The sequence below is a fragment of the Longimonas halophila genome, assembly GCF_002554705.1.
GTDB lineage: Bacteria > Bacteroidota > Rhodothermia > Rhodothermales > Salinibacteraceae > Longimonas > Longimonas halophila.
Genome location: NZ_PDEP01000004.1, coordinates 153,364 through 169,738 on the forward strand (window position 1 = coordinate 153,364; position 16,375 = coordinate 169,738).

The 16,375-nt window shown below is 61.9% G+C and carries 12 protein-coding genes and 1 riboswitch; of the genes, 6 read left to right on the forward strand and 6 right to left on the reverse strand.

Translation table 11 applies throughout. From position 1 onward, the window contains the following. Nucleotides 1-75 precede the first annotated feature (75 nt). Genes CRI93_RS05825 through CRI93_RS05840 form a run of 4 tightly spaced genes read left to right on the forward strand, consistent with a single transcriptional unit; the run spans nucleotide 76 to nucleotide 5,133 of the window. On the forward strand, nucleotides 76-1,083 hold the full coding sequence (locus CRI93_RS05825; protein WP_098061684.1) for a LacI family DNA-binding transcriptional regulator: 1,008 nt from the start codon (nucleotides 76-78) through the stop codon (nucleotides 1,081-1,083). A 26-nt stretch (nucleotides 1,084-1,109) separates the two neighbouring features. Further along, entirely contained in the window at nucleotides 1,110-2,735 is a 1,626-nt protein-coding gene (locus CRI93_RS05830; protein ID WP_098061685.1) for a glycoside hydrolase family 32 protein, read from the forward strand. 44 nt (nucleotides 2,736-2,779) lie between these two features. Beyond that, nucleotides 2,780-3,685, forward strand: coding sequence for a carbohydrate kinase family protein (locus CRI93_RS05835; protein ID WP_098061686.1), 906 nt, complete (start codon nucleotides 2,780-2,782; stop codon nucleotides 3,683-3,685). Between the two features lie 47 nt (nucleotides 3,686-3,732). Next, nucleotides 3,733-5,133 (forward strand): sugar porter family MFS transporter, encoded by a 1,401-nt coding sequence (locus tag CRI93_RS05840; protein ID WP_098061687.1) that lies wholly within the window; start codon nucleotides 3,733-3,735, stop codon nucleotides 5,131-5,133. Nucleotides 5,134-5,385: 252 nt separating this feature from the next. Here CRI93_RS05840 and typA read toward each other — a convergent pair whose 3' ends face one another. From typA to miaB, 4 genes are all read right to left on the reverse strand, one after another. Then, complete coding sequence (gene typA / locus CRI93_RS05845) at nucleotides 5,386-7,206, reverse strand: translational GTPase TypA (RefSeq protein ID WP_098061688.1); 1,821 nt, start codon at nucleotides 7,204-7,206, stop codon at nucleotides 5,386-5,388. Between the two features lie 709 nt (nucleotides 7,207-7,915). Beyond that, nucleotides 7,916-8,269, reverse strand: a complete 354-nt coding sequence (locus CRI93_RS05850; protein ID WP_098061689.1) for a DUF4286 family protein — start codon at nucleotides 8,267-8,269, stop codon at nucleotides 7,916-7,918. A gap of 98 nt (nucleotides 8,270-8,367) precedes the next feature. Then, nucleotides 8,368-8,838 (reverse strand): acyl-CoA thioesterase, encoded by a 471-nt coding sequence (locus CRI93_RS05855; protein WP_176521726.1) that lies wholly within the window; start codon nucleotides 8,836-8,838, stop codon nucleotides 8,368-8,370. Between the two features lie 208 nt (nucleotides 8,839-9,046). Further along, a riboswitch (adenosylcobalamin-variant (AdoCbl-variant) riboswitch) is annotated at nucleotides 9,047-9,121 on the reverse strand. Between the two features lie 213 nt (nucleotides 9,122-9,334). After that, nucleotides 9,335-10,834: a tRNA (N6-isopentenyl adenosine(37)-C2)-methylthiotransferase MiaB gene (gene miaB, locus CRI93_RS05860; RefSeq protein WP_098061691.1), complete on the reverse strand. Its 1,500-nt coding sequence runs from the start codon at nucleotides 10,832-10,834 to the stop codon at nucleotides 9,335-9,337. Between the two features lie 459 nt (nucleotides 10,835-11,293). On the opposite strand from miaB, the gene CRI93_RS05865 reads away from it, so the two are divergent. Further along, nucleotides 11,294-12,034 carry a hypothetical protein gene (locus CRI93_RS05865; protein ID WP_098061692.1) on the forward strand — a complete coding sequence of 247 codons (741 nt, stop codon included), beginning with the start codon at nucleotides 11,294-11,296 and terminating at the stop codon, nucleotides 12,032-12,034. Nucleotides 12,035-12,076: 42 nt separating this feature from the next. Here CRI93_RS05865 and CRI93_RS05870 read toward each other — a convergent pair whose 3' ends face one another. Both CRI93_RS05870 and CRI93_RS05875 read right to left on the reverse strand, forming a co-directional pair. Next, nucleotides 12,077-12,910, reverse strand: a complete 834-nt coding sequence (locus CRI93_RS05870; protein WP_342752077.1) for a sulfite exporter TauE/SafE family protein — start codon at nucleotides 12,908-12,910, stop codon at nucleotides 12,077-12,079. Nucleotides 12,911-12,975: 65 nt separating this feature from the next. Next, nucleotides 12,976-14,430, reverse strand: coding sequence for an alpha/beta hydrolase (locus CRI93_RS05875; RefSeq protein WP_098061694.1), 1,455 nt, complete (start codon nucleotides 14,428-14,430; stop codon nucleotides 12,976-12,978). Between the two features lie 196 nt (nucleotides 14,431-14,626). Here CRI93_RS05875 and CRI93_RS05880 point away from each other — a divergent pair, with 196 nt between their 5' ends. After that, entirely contained in the window at nucleotides 14,627-16,288 is a 1,662-nt protein-coding gene (locus CRI93_RS05880) for a DUF2207 domain-containing protein (RefSeq protein WP_176521727.1), read from the forward strand. Nucleotides 16,289-16,375: the final 87 nt, after the last annotated feature.

Below are 16,375 nucleotides of genomic sequence, written 5' to 3' on the forward strand. Positions count from 1 at the left end.
ACGGCCCTGTATGACGCTACCAAATGACGTCACCAACGGCTCCCCGTCTGCTCCACTCACTGATTACCGATCTGTATGCCCACACTGAAAGATGTAGCCCGCCGGGCCAACGTCTCAAAGTCGACCGTGTCGCGCGCGTTCAATGATCCCGACCGCGTAAAGTCCGAGACGCTCACAGCCATTCGCAAGGCGGCGCGCGAGCTCAACTACAAACCGAGTCGCGTAGCGCGCCGCCTGCGCATGGACAAAGGCCGTACCAATATGATTGGGCTGGTCATTCCCGACATCCAGAACCCGTTCTTTGCCGATGTTACGCGCGGGGTAGAAGACGTGGCGCGCAGCCACGACTACACGCTCATCCTGAGCAACTCCGACGAGGATCCTGCCAAGCAGAAGCTGGCGCTCGACACGCTCCGCGCCGAATCGGTCGATGGCGTCATTGTGCCGCCGGTGCGCGACGACGATCCTGATGTGGAAGCACTCGTGGAAAGTGGCATTCCGGTGGTCTGCGTGGATCGCCGCCTGGCTTCGACCCGCGTAGACATGGTGGTGTCGGATAACGAGCGCGGCAGCCGCATGGCCACTGAGCATCTGATTGCCCAGGGGCACCGCCGCATTGCGTACATCGGGGGGATCCCGCGCATCTCAACCAGCCGCGAGCGCCTGAGCGGCTACCGCAATGCGCTCGACGAACACGATCTGCCTTTCAATGACGCACTGGTGCGCGACGGCGACTCGCGTCAGGAAAGTGGTCAGCGCCTTACCGAGCAACTGTTGAATCTCGACCCGCCCCCTACGGCCCTCGTAGCGGGTAACAACCTGATGATGCTGGGCGCACTCATTGCGCTCAACGAACACAACGTGCGCATCCCCCAAGACATGGCCCTGGTCGGCTACGACGATGTGCCGTGGGCCAAGGCGCTTAACCCGCCGCCTACGGTGGTCAACCAGCCCGGCTACGAGATGGGCCGCCGCGCCGCCGAAACGCTGTTTCAACGCTTTGCTGAACCCAACCAATCCACCACACTGGCCACGCTGCAGCCCACACTCGTTGTGCGGGCATCGTGCGGGGCCGCCTCGTAACTCATTCACGAACTGCCCGCCCTCGTATGAATACGCTTGCTTCTTATATCGGATACGCGGTGCTGCTGCTTGCCCCTGTACTGCTGGTCGGATGCAATGATACGCCGCCATCTACCGAAAGCGATGCTTCAGCCTCCGACGATACGCCCACCTTCACCGAGCCCTATCGTCCACAGTTTCACTATACGCCGCCCACCAACTGGATGAACGATCCGAACGGGCTGGTCTACCACGAGGGCACGTACCATCTCTTCCACCAGTACAACCCCGAAGGCATTCAGTGGGGCCACATGAGCTGGTACCACGCTACAAGCGAGGATCTGGTGCACTGGGAGCACGAAGGCGTGGCGATTCCTGAAGAGGGCAACGAGATGATCTTCTCGGGCAGCGCGCTGGTCGATCACGACAACACCTCGGGCTTTGCCGATGACGGCGACCCCGCGCCCATGGTGGCGGTCTACACCAGCCACTACACGCTCGACGAACCGGACCCCGACACCGGAGCCGAGACCGATCAGGCGCAGTCGCTTGCCTACAGCCTCGATGGTGGCGATACGTGGCAGAAGTACGCAGGCAACCCTGTCCTCACGCACAACGATGCCAACTTTCGCGACCCAAATGTGTCGTGGCACGAGGAAAGCGAGCAGTGGATCATGACCGTAGCGCTGCCTGAGCAACATAAGGTGCAGTTCTACGCCTCCGACAACCTGACCGACTGGACGCATCTTAGCGACTTTGGTCCGGCGGGTGCCACAACGGGCATCTGGGAGTGCCCCGACCTCTTCGAATTGCCCGTTGATGGCGATCCCAACGATACGCGCTGGGTCTTGCAGGTCGACCTGAATCCCGGCGCTATTGCAGGCGGCTCGGGCGCGCAGTACTTCGTGGGCGACTTCGACGGCGAAACGTTTACCCTCGACGAGGGCATCAGCGAAGACGACACGCACTGGGTTGATTACGGCACCGACTTTTACGCCGCCATTTCGTGGAACGACATCCCCGAAGACGATGGCCGCCGCCTGTGGGTCGGCTGGATGAGCAACTGGGACTATGCCAACGACAAGCCCACCTCGCCCTGGCGCAGTGCGCAGTCCATTCCGCGCTCCCTGCACCTGACTACCGTAGACGACGAAATTCGCCTCACGCAGCAGCCCGTCGAGGAGCTCCACACCCTGCGCGACACGCACACCACGCTCGATGCACGCTCCGTAGCCAACGAAACGGTGTCGCTGGCCGACGATGGCATCGCGGGCACCACGTTGGAACTGGTTGCCGAGTTTGAGCCGGGCGATGCGGATGCCTTTGGGCTAAACGTGCGCACGGGCAACAACGAGGAAACCGTCATCGGATACGACACCGCTTCCGAATCCGTCTACGTAGATCGCACCAACGCGGGCGAAGACAGCTTCCACGATGACTTTGCCCAGCGCCACGACGCCCCGCTCGCGGTCAACGACGACGGACGCGTTAAGCTGCATGTGTTTGTGGACTGGTCCTCGGTCGAGGTCTTCGCCAACGATGGCGCGCGCCTGCTTACGCACCGCATCTTTCCCGATGCCGAGAGCGACGGCGTTTCGGTCTTTGCGGAGGGCGGCACAGCCGAGCTTACGCGCCTGGAATCCTGGACGCTCAACTCCATTTGGGCACGATAGACATTCGCATCCCTCTGTTTTATTAACATGATACAACTCCTGCTATGCCGCACGATATTCTCTGCATGGGCGAAGTGCTCTGGGATGCCCTGCCCGACGGGCTGTTCCTGGGCGGGGCGCCCTTCAACGTGGCGTGCCACCTGCATGCGCTGGGCGAGCACGCCGCGTTCGTCAGCCGCGTGGGCGACGACGTGCTGGGCCACGAGGCCCTGCGCCGCCTGAAGGCCCGCGGCCTGGGGGCCGACCTCATGCAGATCGATGCGTCGCTGCCTACCGGATTCGTGCGCGTAGCGCTCAGCCACAGCGGCGAGCCCGACTACGAAATCGTGGAGCCCGCTGCATGGGATGCCATCACGCTCACCGATGCGCTCCGCCAGCGCGCCAAGCACGCCGACGCCATCGTGGTGGGCAGCCTGGCGCAGCGCGCTGCCACCTCACGACAGACCATCCAGGCCGCCACCCAGGCCGACGCGCTCATCGTCTTCGATGTGAACATGCGCCCGCCCTACATCGATCAATCGGTCATTGAGGCCACCCTGCGCGCTGCCGATGTTGTGAAGATGAACGAGGATGAGATGCAGCGGATTTGCACGTGGTTCAATCTGCCCGATGATCCCGAGGCGGCCCTGCATGCCCTGGCCGACCGGTTTTCGTGCCGAGCGCTCTGTGTGACCCGCGGAGCCGCAGGCGCGCGCCTGTGGCATGCGGGCCGTCTGCACACCACATCGGGCCACGACATTGCGGTGGCCGACACCGTGGGCGCAGGCGATGCGTTTCTGGCGGCACTCCTCACCGGACTCGTCGCCGGGCGCACGGGGCCGACCCTGCTCGATTTGGCCAACCGCCTCGGCGCGTATGTGGCCTCGCGGTCGGGTGCTACGCCAACGTATCCCCTTACGACCCTCGACGACATTGCCACTCTCGACCTGACCGACGTGGCTCCTGCATGATGCGAATCGGACCGCCTCCGCGCTTTCTGCTCTGACTCCTTGTTGCTATGGATACAAACGCTTCGACTTCTTCCCGAACTCTGTACATCAGCACGTTTGTGGCTGCGCTGGCCGGGTTCTTGTTCGGGTTCGACACCATTGTCATTTCGGGCGCCGATCGTCCCATTCAAGAGCTGTGGGGCCTGAGCGATTTCTTCCATGGCACGTTCATCATGTCGATGGCGCTGTGGGGCACCGTTGTGGGGGCGCTGCTGGGCGGCATCCCATGCGACCGGTTTGGGCGGCGCAAAACGCTGTTCTGGATCGGGGTGCTATACCTACTTTCGGCGCTGGGCTCGGCCCTGGCTCCCAACCCGTATCTGTTCTCATCAGCCCGGTTTATTGGCGGACTCGGCGTGGGGGCGTCCTCGGTGGCGGTGCCGATCTATCTCTCGGAGATCACCCCGGCTCAGAATCGAGGAAAGCGCGTGGCGTTGTATCAGTTTAACATCGTGTTTGGCATTCTGATTGCCTACTTCTCCAACTACTTTATTGGGAGTGCCGTGGATACAGAAGCCTGGCGGTGGATGCTCGGGGTAGAGGCCATTCCCGCAGCGGTGTACTGCTTCTTTGTGATCGGCATCCCTGAAAGCCCGCGCTGGCTGGCGCTGCGCAAGCGCGACGAGTCGGCTGCTCGCGAGGTGTTGCAGACGTTTAACCCGGGCGCCAATGTCGAGAAGCTGCTTCAGGTCATCAAAACATCGGTGACGAAAGAGGTGCCGTTTTCGAAGTTTTTTTCGAAGCGCTTCCGCTTCCCCATTCTGCTGGCGTTTCTGGTGGCGTTCTTCAACCAGTGGTCGGGCATCAACTTTGTGCTCTACTACGCGCCGCGCATCTTTGAGCAGGCGGGCATTGCCGCAGGCGATGTGCTGGGCGCGTCGGTTCCTATCGGGGTTATGAACCTGCTGTTCACGCTGCTCGGCATGTACCTGATTGACCGCATTGGGCGAAAGACGCTGATGTATATCGGCTCGTTCGGATACATCGCCTCGCTGCTGGGCGTGTCGTGGGCCTTTGCCACCGGGGCCGATGGCGCGGTGGTCGTGGCCTTCATATCCGCCTTCATTGCCGCCCACGCGGTGGGACAAGGTGCGGTGATCTGGGTGTTCATCTCCGAGATCTTTCCCAACGCCGTACGCGATTACGGGATGTCGCTGGGGTCGGGTACGCACTGGGTGTTTGCAGCCCTTATCACGCTCATTACGCCAATGGTGCTTAGCAGCTTCAGCGGCGCGCAGATCTTTCTCTTCTTTGCGGGCATGATGGTGCTGCAACTGCTCTTCGTGTGGGCCATTATGCCGGAAACGAAAGGCATCACGCTCGAAGAGATGGAGGTGAAACTCGGCATCAGCACCGACGCACTGGAAGAGGTCGTAGAAACGCGCTCCCCCGATGAGGATATGCGCTGAAGCGCCGTACAAACGCAACCGCCTTGCTCCAGAAGACCAGAGCAAGGCGGGGCAGTAATACCAAATCCGGTTGCAGCGCTTCTCTACAGCGCACCGGATGTACGTCGTCAGTCGGCCTTCGGCCTCGTGTGGGGATGAAGGAACGGGTGGAAGGATGAATGTTTTCTTTCATCCGCCCCTTCACACGTCCATCCCTCCATCCCCAACGAAGCATGCGAGTTGGGATCGTAGATCTACCCGTGTTAGGGCGCGCTACTCCGCGTAGGCATGCTGGTTGGCCTTCTTGCGCTGGTTCGGATCCAGGTAGCGCTTGCGCAGGCGGATGGCCTCGGGCGTGACCTCAATCAGTTCGTCGGCGCGCAGAAACTCGATCGACTCTTCGAGCGACAGGTCGCGCGGCGGAGGCAGGCGCTCCAGCTCTTCGCCTGCTGCCGCGCGCATGTTCGTGAGCTTCTTCTCTTTGGTGATGTTCACGTCCAGGTCTTGCGTACGGTTGTTCTCGCCCACGATCATGCCCTCGTAGACCGCATCGCCTGGACCCACGAAGAAGGTGCCGCGATCTTGCAGGTTGAGCAACGCATAGCCGGTGGCTTTGCCACGGCGGTCGGCCACGAGCGCGCCGGTAGTGCGGTGCGGAATGTCACCCGCCCACGGCTTAAACGCCTCAAAGCGATGAGTCAGGAGGCCCGTGCCTTTCGTATCCGTAAGGAACTGCGAGCGATAGCCGATGAGTCCGCGACTGGGCACCTCAAAGGTCAGGCGCACGCGCCCGCTCTGGTGGTGGGTCACGTTCTGCATGACGCCTTTGCGCGTACCCATGCGCTCCACGACCACGCCCATGTGCTCCTCAGGAATGTCGATCTCGGCCAGCTCGTACGGCTCGTGGCGCGTGCCGTCAATCGTCTTGGTGATAACGCGCGGCATCCCCACCGTAAACTCGTAGCCCTCGCGGCGCATCTGCTCAATGAGAATCGACATCTGCAGTTCACCGCGTCCGTACACGAGCATGCAGTTGGCAGCCTCGTCGCGCTCCACGCGGATCGCCAGGTTGTTGCGGGACTCGTCGATCAGACGCTCGCGCAGCTGACGCGAGGTCACGTAGTCGCCTTCGCGTCCGCTGAACGGACCGTTGTTGGCGCGAAACTCCATCGACAGGGTCGGTTCGTCCACGTCGACCGGCTCCAGCGGATCGGGGTCTTCGGCATCGGAGAGGCTCTCGCCCAGCCCGATGCCTTCCACGCCTGCCACCGCCACAATATCGCCGGGGCCGGCCTCGTCAATCTCGACGCGATCCAGCCCTTCAAACGCAAAGAGGGCGGTGATTTCGGCGGTTTCGATGGAGCCGTCGCGGTGGCACATCGACACGCGCTGGCGGTTTTGCAGCGTGCCCTGCTCCACGCGGCCAATGGCCACCGGACCCAGGTAATTGTCGCGCTTCACACTGGTCACGAGCATCTGCAACGTACCCTCCGCGTCGCCACTCGGCGGCGGCACTGTGTCGAGAATTGTATCGAAGAGCGGCTGCAAGTCCGTCAGTTCGCCGCCAAGCTCAGTTGCGCACTGCCCCTCGGTGGCGATGGTGTAGAGCACCGGAAACTCAATCTGATCGCCGTCGGCACCGAGGTCGATGAACAGGTCGTAGATCTCGTCGAGCGTCTCTTCTGGACGCGCATCGTCGCGGTCGATCTTGTTGAGCACGACAATGGCAGGCAGCTCCAGCTCCAGTGCCTTTTGGAGCACAAAGCGGGTTTGGGGGAGCGGACCTTCCGCTGCATCCACCAGCAGCATAATGCCATCCACCATACGCAGGGTACGCTCCACCTCGCCACCAAAATCGGCGTGGCCCGGCGTATCCACAATATTGATCTTCGTGTCGTCGTACTGCACGGCCATATTCTTGGCCATAATGGTGATGCCCCGCTCACGCTCCAGGTCCATCGAATCCATGACGCGCTCTTGCACGTCTTCATTGTCGCGGAAGGTACCGCTTTGCCAGAGCATGGCATCGACCAGGGTCGTTTTGCCGTGGTCAACGTGTGCCACAATGGCGATGTCGCGAAGGGAGGTAGGCATGATACAGTTGGGCTAACCAGAAAAGCAGGACGCGCAGGCGGCGCCCTGCCAGAGAACAGATCGTGTATAAAAGCGCATGCGCCGTTCGGTGTTCAGGGGGAACGCCACGCGTCGTGCCGAATTCGGCAGATCCTCGCATCTTTAGGGCAGCGTGCTTCGGGCATCGTTCGGGGCGTTCCCGTGACGGCATCACGCCAGCCCTTCCAATTCGCCACAGGCGCCGATGTACTACCCCTCACACGCCGGCAGGTGACGGCCAACCGAGCAGGAGATGGCTCGACCGCTCTCACCATGGTATCCATCCGTCAGGATGTCATCTTGAGCGTAGTATCTGCCCCAGGCAGATACGAAGTCGAAAGATCTCCTGCACGCCCAGTACCGCTTCGTCTTTGAAAGGACTCCTGCAGGTTTGGTATTACATTCCGCACCGGCACGCTTTCACCACTTAGCGACTGTTTGGTAAGTGCTTTTTGTTCTGCAACCCCCTCTGTCTACTGACATCTCCCCCTTGGGAAAGGGGGAGAAACCCACAGGAGCCCATAGGGCGACTGATGGAGCGTAGCGGAATAAAGGGAGAGGGGGTTCGATCTAATGAGCGACGCTTACAACATCCTCATTATGGTTTACCAAACAGCTTCTTAGCATTGAACCACTACATTCACCGGTCATCCTGAACTTGATTCAGGATCCAGAAGAGACGCCCATTCCATCACGACGTAGCCGTGGGCGCGCTGAAGGTGCGGGCGCGCTGCAAGATGCGGCGGTCGGCGCTAAAGCGCCCCTCGAAGCGATCCACACCGTCCTGGCGAAAACGATCGGCGTGCTCGTCGAGGTAGGTTTGCAGCGCCTCCTCATCGCGGACGTAGTACTGGAGCGTCCAGTGGCGGGGCCCGTCGGGCGCTTCGTCGTCGGGGATGGCATCGCCCGTTTCGGTGCGCGTGTACCAGGCCGCGCCCTCGAAGCCATCGAGTTCAAGCAGCTCGCGCACATGCTCGCGCAGCCAGGCGCTGTACTCGGTCGAAATCTCCGCATCAACCGTAAGGTTCACTTCGTAAATCAGCATAGACGTAGGGGTTGATAAGCAAGAATACACGCCTCCCCCAACGAGCAGGGGCAGGCAATGTTGAACCCCAGGGTCTACGAAAGCTGCGAGTTAAGCTTCTACCGGCGTGCGCCTGTTGTAGGCGGCTCGTCTGCAACAGCATGCCCCTCCGGAGAATCGGATGCGCGAAGAGCCGGGACCTGCGCGGGCGCGTCGTCTGCCCCGAGCGCAACCAGCGTAAACGTACCCGTGCATGCGAGAATACGCTCGTACTGATCCATCGGCTCGATGAACATCTCCGTGCGCACCTGCATCGAGGACGTGCCGGTCTGCACCACGCGCGCCACCAGCTCCACAATGGTGCCCTCGGGGACGGGCTGCTGGAAGTCGATCTCGCCGGTGTGGACGGTCACCACTTTGGTGCGGCACCAGCGCGTAGCGCAGATGAACGCGGCCTGATCCATCCACGCCATGGCCGAGCCGCCGAAGAGGGTGTGGTAGTGATTGGTGTCGCCTGGAAAGACGGCCCGCACCATGCGGGTTTCCGCGGCGATTGGGGGAGACGGAGAGGAGGCTGGAGCATCAGACATAAGCAGCATATCCGCAAATAAGAAAAACCTTGAACCCCCTACGGGCGCACAAGGCATCAGATACGCGAAACGCAGCAGGCAAACGTGCCTCCGATCATCGCAATCGGTATAGCGGAGCCGTTGCCGCAACGTGCGTGCGGATCATGCATCCCAGGACGCGTGGGTGCGACGACCGAGCAGGCAGCGTCGGGCGTCGTTGAGCGTGCGTCAAGCGGGCATTCGGACTTTCACCGTTGCGCGACAGCGCCGGAGTTCCACCGGACTTCCCCCGAGACATCGCGTGAGGGGAGCAAGCTTCGCCCCACGCGACCGCCGTGCCACGACAGCACAGCCTCGACGTGTATGTATAATCTATGATAGGGCTCCCGCCGTGTCAGTGTCAAGTCGAGCCAGGCACGATTTAGTAACGCGCTTTCGGTGTCCGAGACAACGATCTGACAGGTCTTCGAGACCTGTCAGATCTACTTTTGGGCTACTCGACCCGCTCCCCGCGATTTTACCCCACCACAAGCCGCTCCGCCTCTTCCTGCAGCGTGGTGCGGCCCAGGGCTTCTCCCATGAGCGTAGCCGAGGTGGCGTCGACGATGCGCACGTTCACGTAGTCGCCCTTCTCGTAGTCCTCGCGGTCGAACACCACCATCTTGTTCGTGTCGGTGCGTCCGCAGAGCTGGGCATCGCTCTTCTTACTCGGGCCCTCCACGAGGACGGTATGCTGGCGCCCAATCTCGTTGGCGTTGCGCACCTCCGAGATGCTCCGCTGTAGCGTAATGATCTCCTCCAGACGGCGCTGCTTCACGTCCTCGGGCACGTCATCCTCAAGCTTGCGGGCCGCGTACGTATCCGGACGCTCGCTGTATTTGAACATGTAGGCGTGGTCGTATTCGACCTCGCGCATGAGGGAGAGCGTGTCCTGGTGCTGCGCCTCCGTTTCGCCGCAGAACCCGGCAATGATATCCGTCGACAGCGAGATGCCCGGGCACAACGCCTTGGCACGGTCCACCAAGTCCAGGTACTGCTCACGCGAGTAGGTGCGGCGCATGCGGTCGAGCACCTCGGTGTTGCCGTGCTGCACCGGCAAGTGGATGTAATTGCACACGTTGTGCCGCTTGGCGTGCACCTTCAGCAGCTCGTCGGAGCAGTCCTTCGGGTGACTCGTCGAGTAGCGGATGCGCAGTTCGGGCGATACCTGACTGATGCGGTCGAGCAGTTCGGCAAACGACACATCGGTGCCGTCGTCGTCGGTGTAGTGATAAGAGTTTACGTTCTGGCCGAGCACCGTCACCTCCTTGTAGCCCTGGTCGACCAGCTCCTGGCACTCGCGCAGAATAGTGGATACGGGGCGGCTGCGCTCGCGTCCGCGCGTAAACGGCACTACGCAGAAGGCACACATGTTGTCGCAGCCGCGCATAATGGAGACGAAGGCCGAGATACCGTTCGAATCGTATCGCACCGGCGAGAGGTCGGCGTACGTCTCTTCTTTCGAGAGCTGCACATTCACCGCGGCTTGTCCGCTCGTATCCGCCTCATGCAGCAGGCGCGGCAGATCCCGATACGCATCCGGCCCCACCACCAGGTCGACGCGCTTCTCCTGCTCCAGGAGCTTCTCGCGCAGGCGTTCGGCCATGCATCCGAGCACGCCAATCATCATCGGACGGTCGCGCTTGCGCTTTTTGGCGCGCAGCATATCGAGGCGGCGGCGCACCTTCTGCTCGGCATTTTCGCGGATCGCACATGTGTTGATGAGCGCCACATCGGCCTCCTCAACGTCATGGGTTAACCCGTAGCCACCATTTTCGAGGACGGACGCCACAATCTCCGAATCCGACACGTTCATCTGGCAGCCATACGTTTCGATGTAGACCTGCCGCGCGCCGGTGGTCTCGTGCCCGGCCATCTTGGGGCGATCCAGGTCGTCGGTGTTGATGGCGTCGTTCTCCTGAGCACGCTCGCGGCGCAGCTCGGTATCCAGAATGTTAATGTCTTGAATCGGCTCCATAAGACGAACAGGTTGATGGGCAACAGGCAACAGCACAATGCAACCGTTCCGTACGCTTCCTCACAGATGCGGTTCAGTCGGTCTGTACGGGAAAATGCGTTACGTCTGGGTGCAGATGCATCCCAACTGTCTGACAGAGCGCTAGGCTTCTCCTCCCCCAAACAGTGGGCATGGGCTGAACGGAACGACCGACATCTTCCGCATCAGAAAAGCGATCTCTTTGCGCTGCTGTGCGTAATAACTGTGAGGAGAGATGCACTGCATGGTGTCACACTGCAGCCTTGTTGCCGTTACATTTGCCGCTCATACTACGTTTGGCCCGTGCGCTTCTGCCTGCGGTGCTTCTACTTCCGCTGTGCCTTCGTTCTGGCATCCCCGATGATTATGGATCCTCTTGTAGATTCACGGTCTCGCTCTACCGAACGCTGTTTGGGCGCCTCGCGCAGACGGGCCTTGTTCATGATTGCTATTGCGCTGATTACGGCGGGTGTTGTGGCAGGCGGGTGCCAGAGTACGGGAACGTTGCATAGGGTATCGCCCGAATCGATTGCCGACCAGTTTCTGCCGCGCGAGCGGGAGGCCGAGGCTCATCCCGACTCAGTGCGCCTGCTCACGATTGTGGAGCGCGACGACCGGTTCGCGTTTGAGATGGAGCATAACTACCAGCACCTGCACCGGTTATGGTCGAGCACGTTCAACGTAGTCTCAACAGGACGCACCCCGACGCGCCCTCTCACGTACGCAACACTCTGGAGTCAGGAGCTATCGCTGGCTTCGTTGGAGGCGCGCGAAGGCATTTCCACGCTCACCAAAGAGGTGGCACGCGAGCAGATTGCCGAGGAGCGCGAGACCTATCGCACAACGGTACAGATCGACCTTTACTGGTTCAGCCGGTCTGGACAGACGCTGCCCCCGGCCCTGCTGCGGTCGAATGCGCAGCTTCAGCCGATGGATCGCCCCGGCGAGCGCTATCGTCCCAAAGAGGTACACCACCTGCCCCTCCGCGATGCGATACTGTCCAACGGCGACCCCGTACTCTATCGACGCACCATCCTGGTCTTTGATCGTGTGGTCGACGACCGCGACATACTGGCTGATGCTAACGGGCTGCAGCTCCGCATCCTAACGCCCGGCACCACGCGCCTGGAGTTTGCCTGGTCGTGGCCTGCGGAGGGGACCGAATCCACTGCGCTGCGATAGATGGGAGAGCTGCGGGCGCACAGGGGCTCGGCATCTGCCTTGCTACATCAACGCTGCATCCGCGATGACGATGGCGGCCACGAGCAGGAAGAGCACGCCCATGCTGCGCTCCAGCGTTTCGTCGGGGATGCGCGTCGCCACCGCGGGACCGAGCTGTCCGCCCACCAGCACGCCGGGCACGGTAAACAGCAGGATGCGCAGGACCTGGTTGAACGCCTCGGCATCGGCGGTGGCCAGCTGCACGGCGTGGGTGACCGAAGCGGCGAGGGCGGTAACGGCCACCACGAACACGCTTGTGGCAATGGCTACGGTGCTGGGAATCCGACAGCGCTGCAGGAGCAGATAGCCGTTCAGTTCGCCAAGTCCGGTCGAGAGCATCCCAATAAACGTGCCCCCAATGCCACCCGTCAGCAGTCCCTCGGAACGATTAAAGACGGTGTAGCAGTGCTGCGTGCCGTCGGTGGTCACGAGGCAGCGCTCGGCGCGCTCCTTGGGTTGCTGCGCTCGTGCATCCAACTGCTGCTCCAGGTCGTCGTCGGGCGTGCGCAGAAAGCTTATCGCTACAATGACGAGGCCCATGCCCAGGATCGCCTTCAGGATGTCGGCGGGCACAAAGTGGGCCACCCACACGCCAAAGAGGGCGGCAGGCACAGTAATCATGAGCAGCTCACCGCCCATCCGGTAGTCGATTGCACCGCGATTGTAATAGGCGTAGAGTCCGCTGCCAAACCCGAACACCTCGGTGATGAGCCCGACGCCGATGGCGGTGGTCGGATCCAGTCCCAGCACGATCATAAAGAAGGGGGAAAAGAAGGTAGCGCCTTCGACGCCGGAGCCCATCGCAATGGTGGCGATGAGGATAGCCACAGGCAGCATGAACCAGAACTCGAACAGCATTGGCAGAGCGTGGGGGCGAGCAGAGCGTGAGGCGAGCGTTTCCACTAAGAGGCGGGGCGGCGCGGCGCTTCCAGCAGGTAGTAGAGCAGGTTGTCGGTGAACGCCGGATCGCGCGTCATGGCGATGTGGTCGGCAAACAGAAAGGTGACCTGCGACCACTGTATTGGGGAGCCGAGCGTAGGCTGCCAGGTCCCGTTCACCCGCTCATCCATGAGTGCACTGGAGCGCAGCACCGTGCCATCGCCGGGGGCTTCGCCGACCTCGTCCAGTTCGCCGGTGGTGCGGTCCACGGCCAGGCGGGATAGCGTGGGTTCCGCATCGCCTGCAATGAGGGCAATTTCGGTGGTGGGTGGCGGTGTGGCGGGGACATCGAGCGCTTCGGTGAATTGCTGAGCACGCACCAGGCTCTTGCGCTGGTGGTCGAGGGCAATGCGGCGCCGCTCGTGGGCGTCTTCGACGTCTGGCAGAAGCTGTTGGAGGACCTCGTCCTGCTCGGGATCCGCCAGGCCCCACTCCATCCGCTGCCAGAAGTCCGGGGCAAACAGCGAGTCAATCACCATGCTCGGATCCTCCGCATCCACCAAAGCACCATGCCGTCCCCGCGGAAGGAGTTGATACCCAGCGGGCATGGTGCCCAGGATTGCAGATGCATAGTCCGGGGTGATGCGTGAAGTCTGCTTGCCCTCCACCATCTGGCGCAGCGCCTTGGCGGAGCCGGCGTTGGGCGTGCCCACGAGCACCGCGCGGGAGACGTGCTGGGCCCCGGCCCAGGTGACCTCGGGCGCGGAGCCGTCTTCGGGCAGGTCCGCGTTGCCATAGCGCAGGTAGTAGCGCGTGAGCAGTCCGCCCATCGAGTGCGCTACAATATCGAACTGGATGTCGGCGTCCTCGATGCCGTAGCGCGTTGCGTACTCCTCTTGCAGATACGCCGTTTTCTCCTGAATGAATTCGTGCAGGCGCTGCGCATTCTCGACGTTATCGCGGCGCCAGTCGTAGTCGAACTGGAAGCAGGTGAAGTGCTCATCGCCGTAGTCGATCGCGCCCAGGCTGCCCGAGTCGTCGCGGTAGCCGCCCACGCCGAGCGTCTGCATGATGCTCTGGTACGCTTGCAGGTTGATGGGCAGTCCCAGCACGCGCAGCCGAAACTCGCGCAGCGCGCCGTTCGAGCGCACATCGTCGTGCAGATTGCGGAGTGGCGCGCCCCTCTCCATCGGGAGGCTGATGAGGCGGGCGCCCTCGTCGTCGTTCGGATTGGCCGCATCGCCCCGGAATGCGCCCCACACGACGCGCTCGGTCTCCTCTTGCACGAGCTCCGAGCCGAGCAGGCCCGGAATGACAATCACCGGGTTGCGCTCTGGACCGTGGTACTGCGCCGACTGGTTGTACAGGCTGGGCAGATCGGGCGTAGGCTGGCTGGACCCGCATCCGGCGAGGCCCAGCGCGAACCCCACGCTTACCAACAACACAACCCAGCTTGAAGGAACCACCGGACGACACATAGACACACCTGTCGTAGAGAACGCACACGCGTGATTTGTGTGTATGAATGATGGGCGGTGTTACACGGGGAATAATTTCTACTGCGGGTTGTCGTAACCTTTTGGCGTGCTTGATCGTGTGTGAAATCCAGCCACTCCTGATGCCATCGTGCTCCAACCTATGCTTTCTGTACAGATGCGCTGCCTGCTTCGCTGTTTGACGCTCACACTTGTGCTGCTAACAACGACAGCAGCCCCCGCGCTGGCGCAGTCGCAGGAGTGGGACATCGCCCGCTATGAGGTGGATCTTTCCGTGGATACCAGCGGCACGTACGCTGTCACTGAAGACATCACGTTCGATCTGCGCGAGGGCACGTTTACCCAGGGTGAGCGGCGCATCCCCACCGAGCAGATGGATGCGCTGCGCGATGTGCAGGTCACCAGTTCTCAGGTGGAGGTCACCGACGTATCCACCCGCACACGGAGCGGCGAGCGGGTTATTCAGTGGCAGTACCCCGAGCGCGACACCTCCACCACGTTTACGCTGACCTACGTGGTGGAGGGCGCGCCGTACACCGAAGACGGGCGTACCGTGATCGACTGGCAGGCCGTGGGGGACGCGTGGAACGTGCCCATCCGCGCCATGCAGGCGACCGTGCAGCTTCCTTTTCCCGACGTGCCGCGCGACTCTATACAGGTGGAGCCTGCTACCGACGCCACACTCGACTCCACCGCCACCGGATGGCAGGCCACGTTTGCGTACGACAACCTTGCCCCGAACGAAGGCTATCGCCTCCGCATCCACCTGCCGCGTGTGATCGATGCGCCGGAACGGACGTCGAGCGATCCGGAGTGGCCCAAGGTATTTACCGTGGTGGGGCTGGGACTGCTTGGGCTACTCGGCGGGGGCACGGCCACATGGTGGCTTGGCCACATGCCCATGCCGCCTGTTCGACGTCCGCGTGAACCCAACATGCCGCTTGCAGAAGCAGGCTACCTGCTCCTGCGTGCTGACTGGGCGGGATGGCAGCGTCTCTTCAGCGCAATGATTTTCGACCTGGCGGAGCGTGGTCACCTTACGCTGCGGCGCGTGCCGAAGGAAAGCTCATGGACCGATACGACCAGCGAGGAGATTGAGGTGAAGGTGCATGCGCAGTCGCATACGCTCTCCAATCGCGAAGAGGCGCTCATTGAAGCGCTGCGTCCCCACGATACGCTCTCGGACTTCTTTCAGAAGACGGCGTCGTTTCGGAATGAGCAGGTTACTCAACTCCGCGATGCGCTGGTCGAGCGGGGCTGGATGGTGGAGCATCCGGTCCGCTCTTGGGGGAGCGGGCTGGGTGGGCTGATGCTCTTGGGCGGAGGCGTGGCCGCGCTAATCGGACTGTCGGGCTGGGTTGCTGTTGTGGGGGCCGGACTCGGATTTGGGGCGGGCCTTGCGGGGCTCCTTGTTGCTGTGCAGTACCGCACATTCAGCGACGAGGGCGCCCGACAACGCGCCGAGGTGCAGGCGTTTCTGGACCGAGAGCGCACCGCCATCGAATCCGAACTTGATCAGGATCCGGTGGCGGCCGCCGACCGATTTGTGGAGATGCTGCCGTGGCTTGCACTCGACACCGAGGTCGACAGCGCGTACGTAAAGGCCATTAACGAGGCGCTGGAGACGCATCCCGATGCGGTAACGCTGCCTCCGTGGATCGAGGACCGCGTCGGCAAAGGGGAAACCGAGGAGGTTCTCACGAGCTTCCTGCCGATCTACATCATCATGATGAGCAGCACCTCAACATCGTCTGCTGGCGGAGCCGCAACAGTCGGTAGCGTATCGGCCGGTGCGGGAGCGGTAGGTGGTGCGGGGGGAGGCGGTGGCGGTGTGTCGTAATACACCAATGGACGCTACAGAAAGAACGAGGCGACGTGCGGAGCCGACTACCAGCGTTTGGCATTCGGTTCATCAATTGTATACATT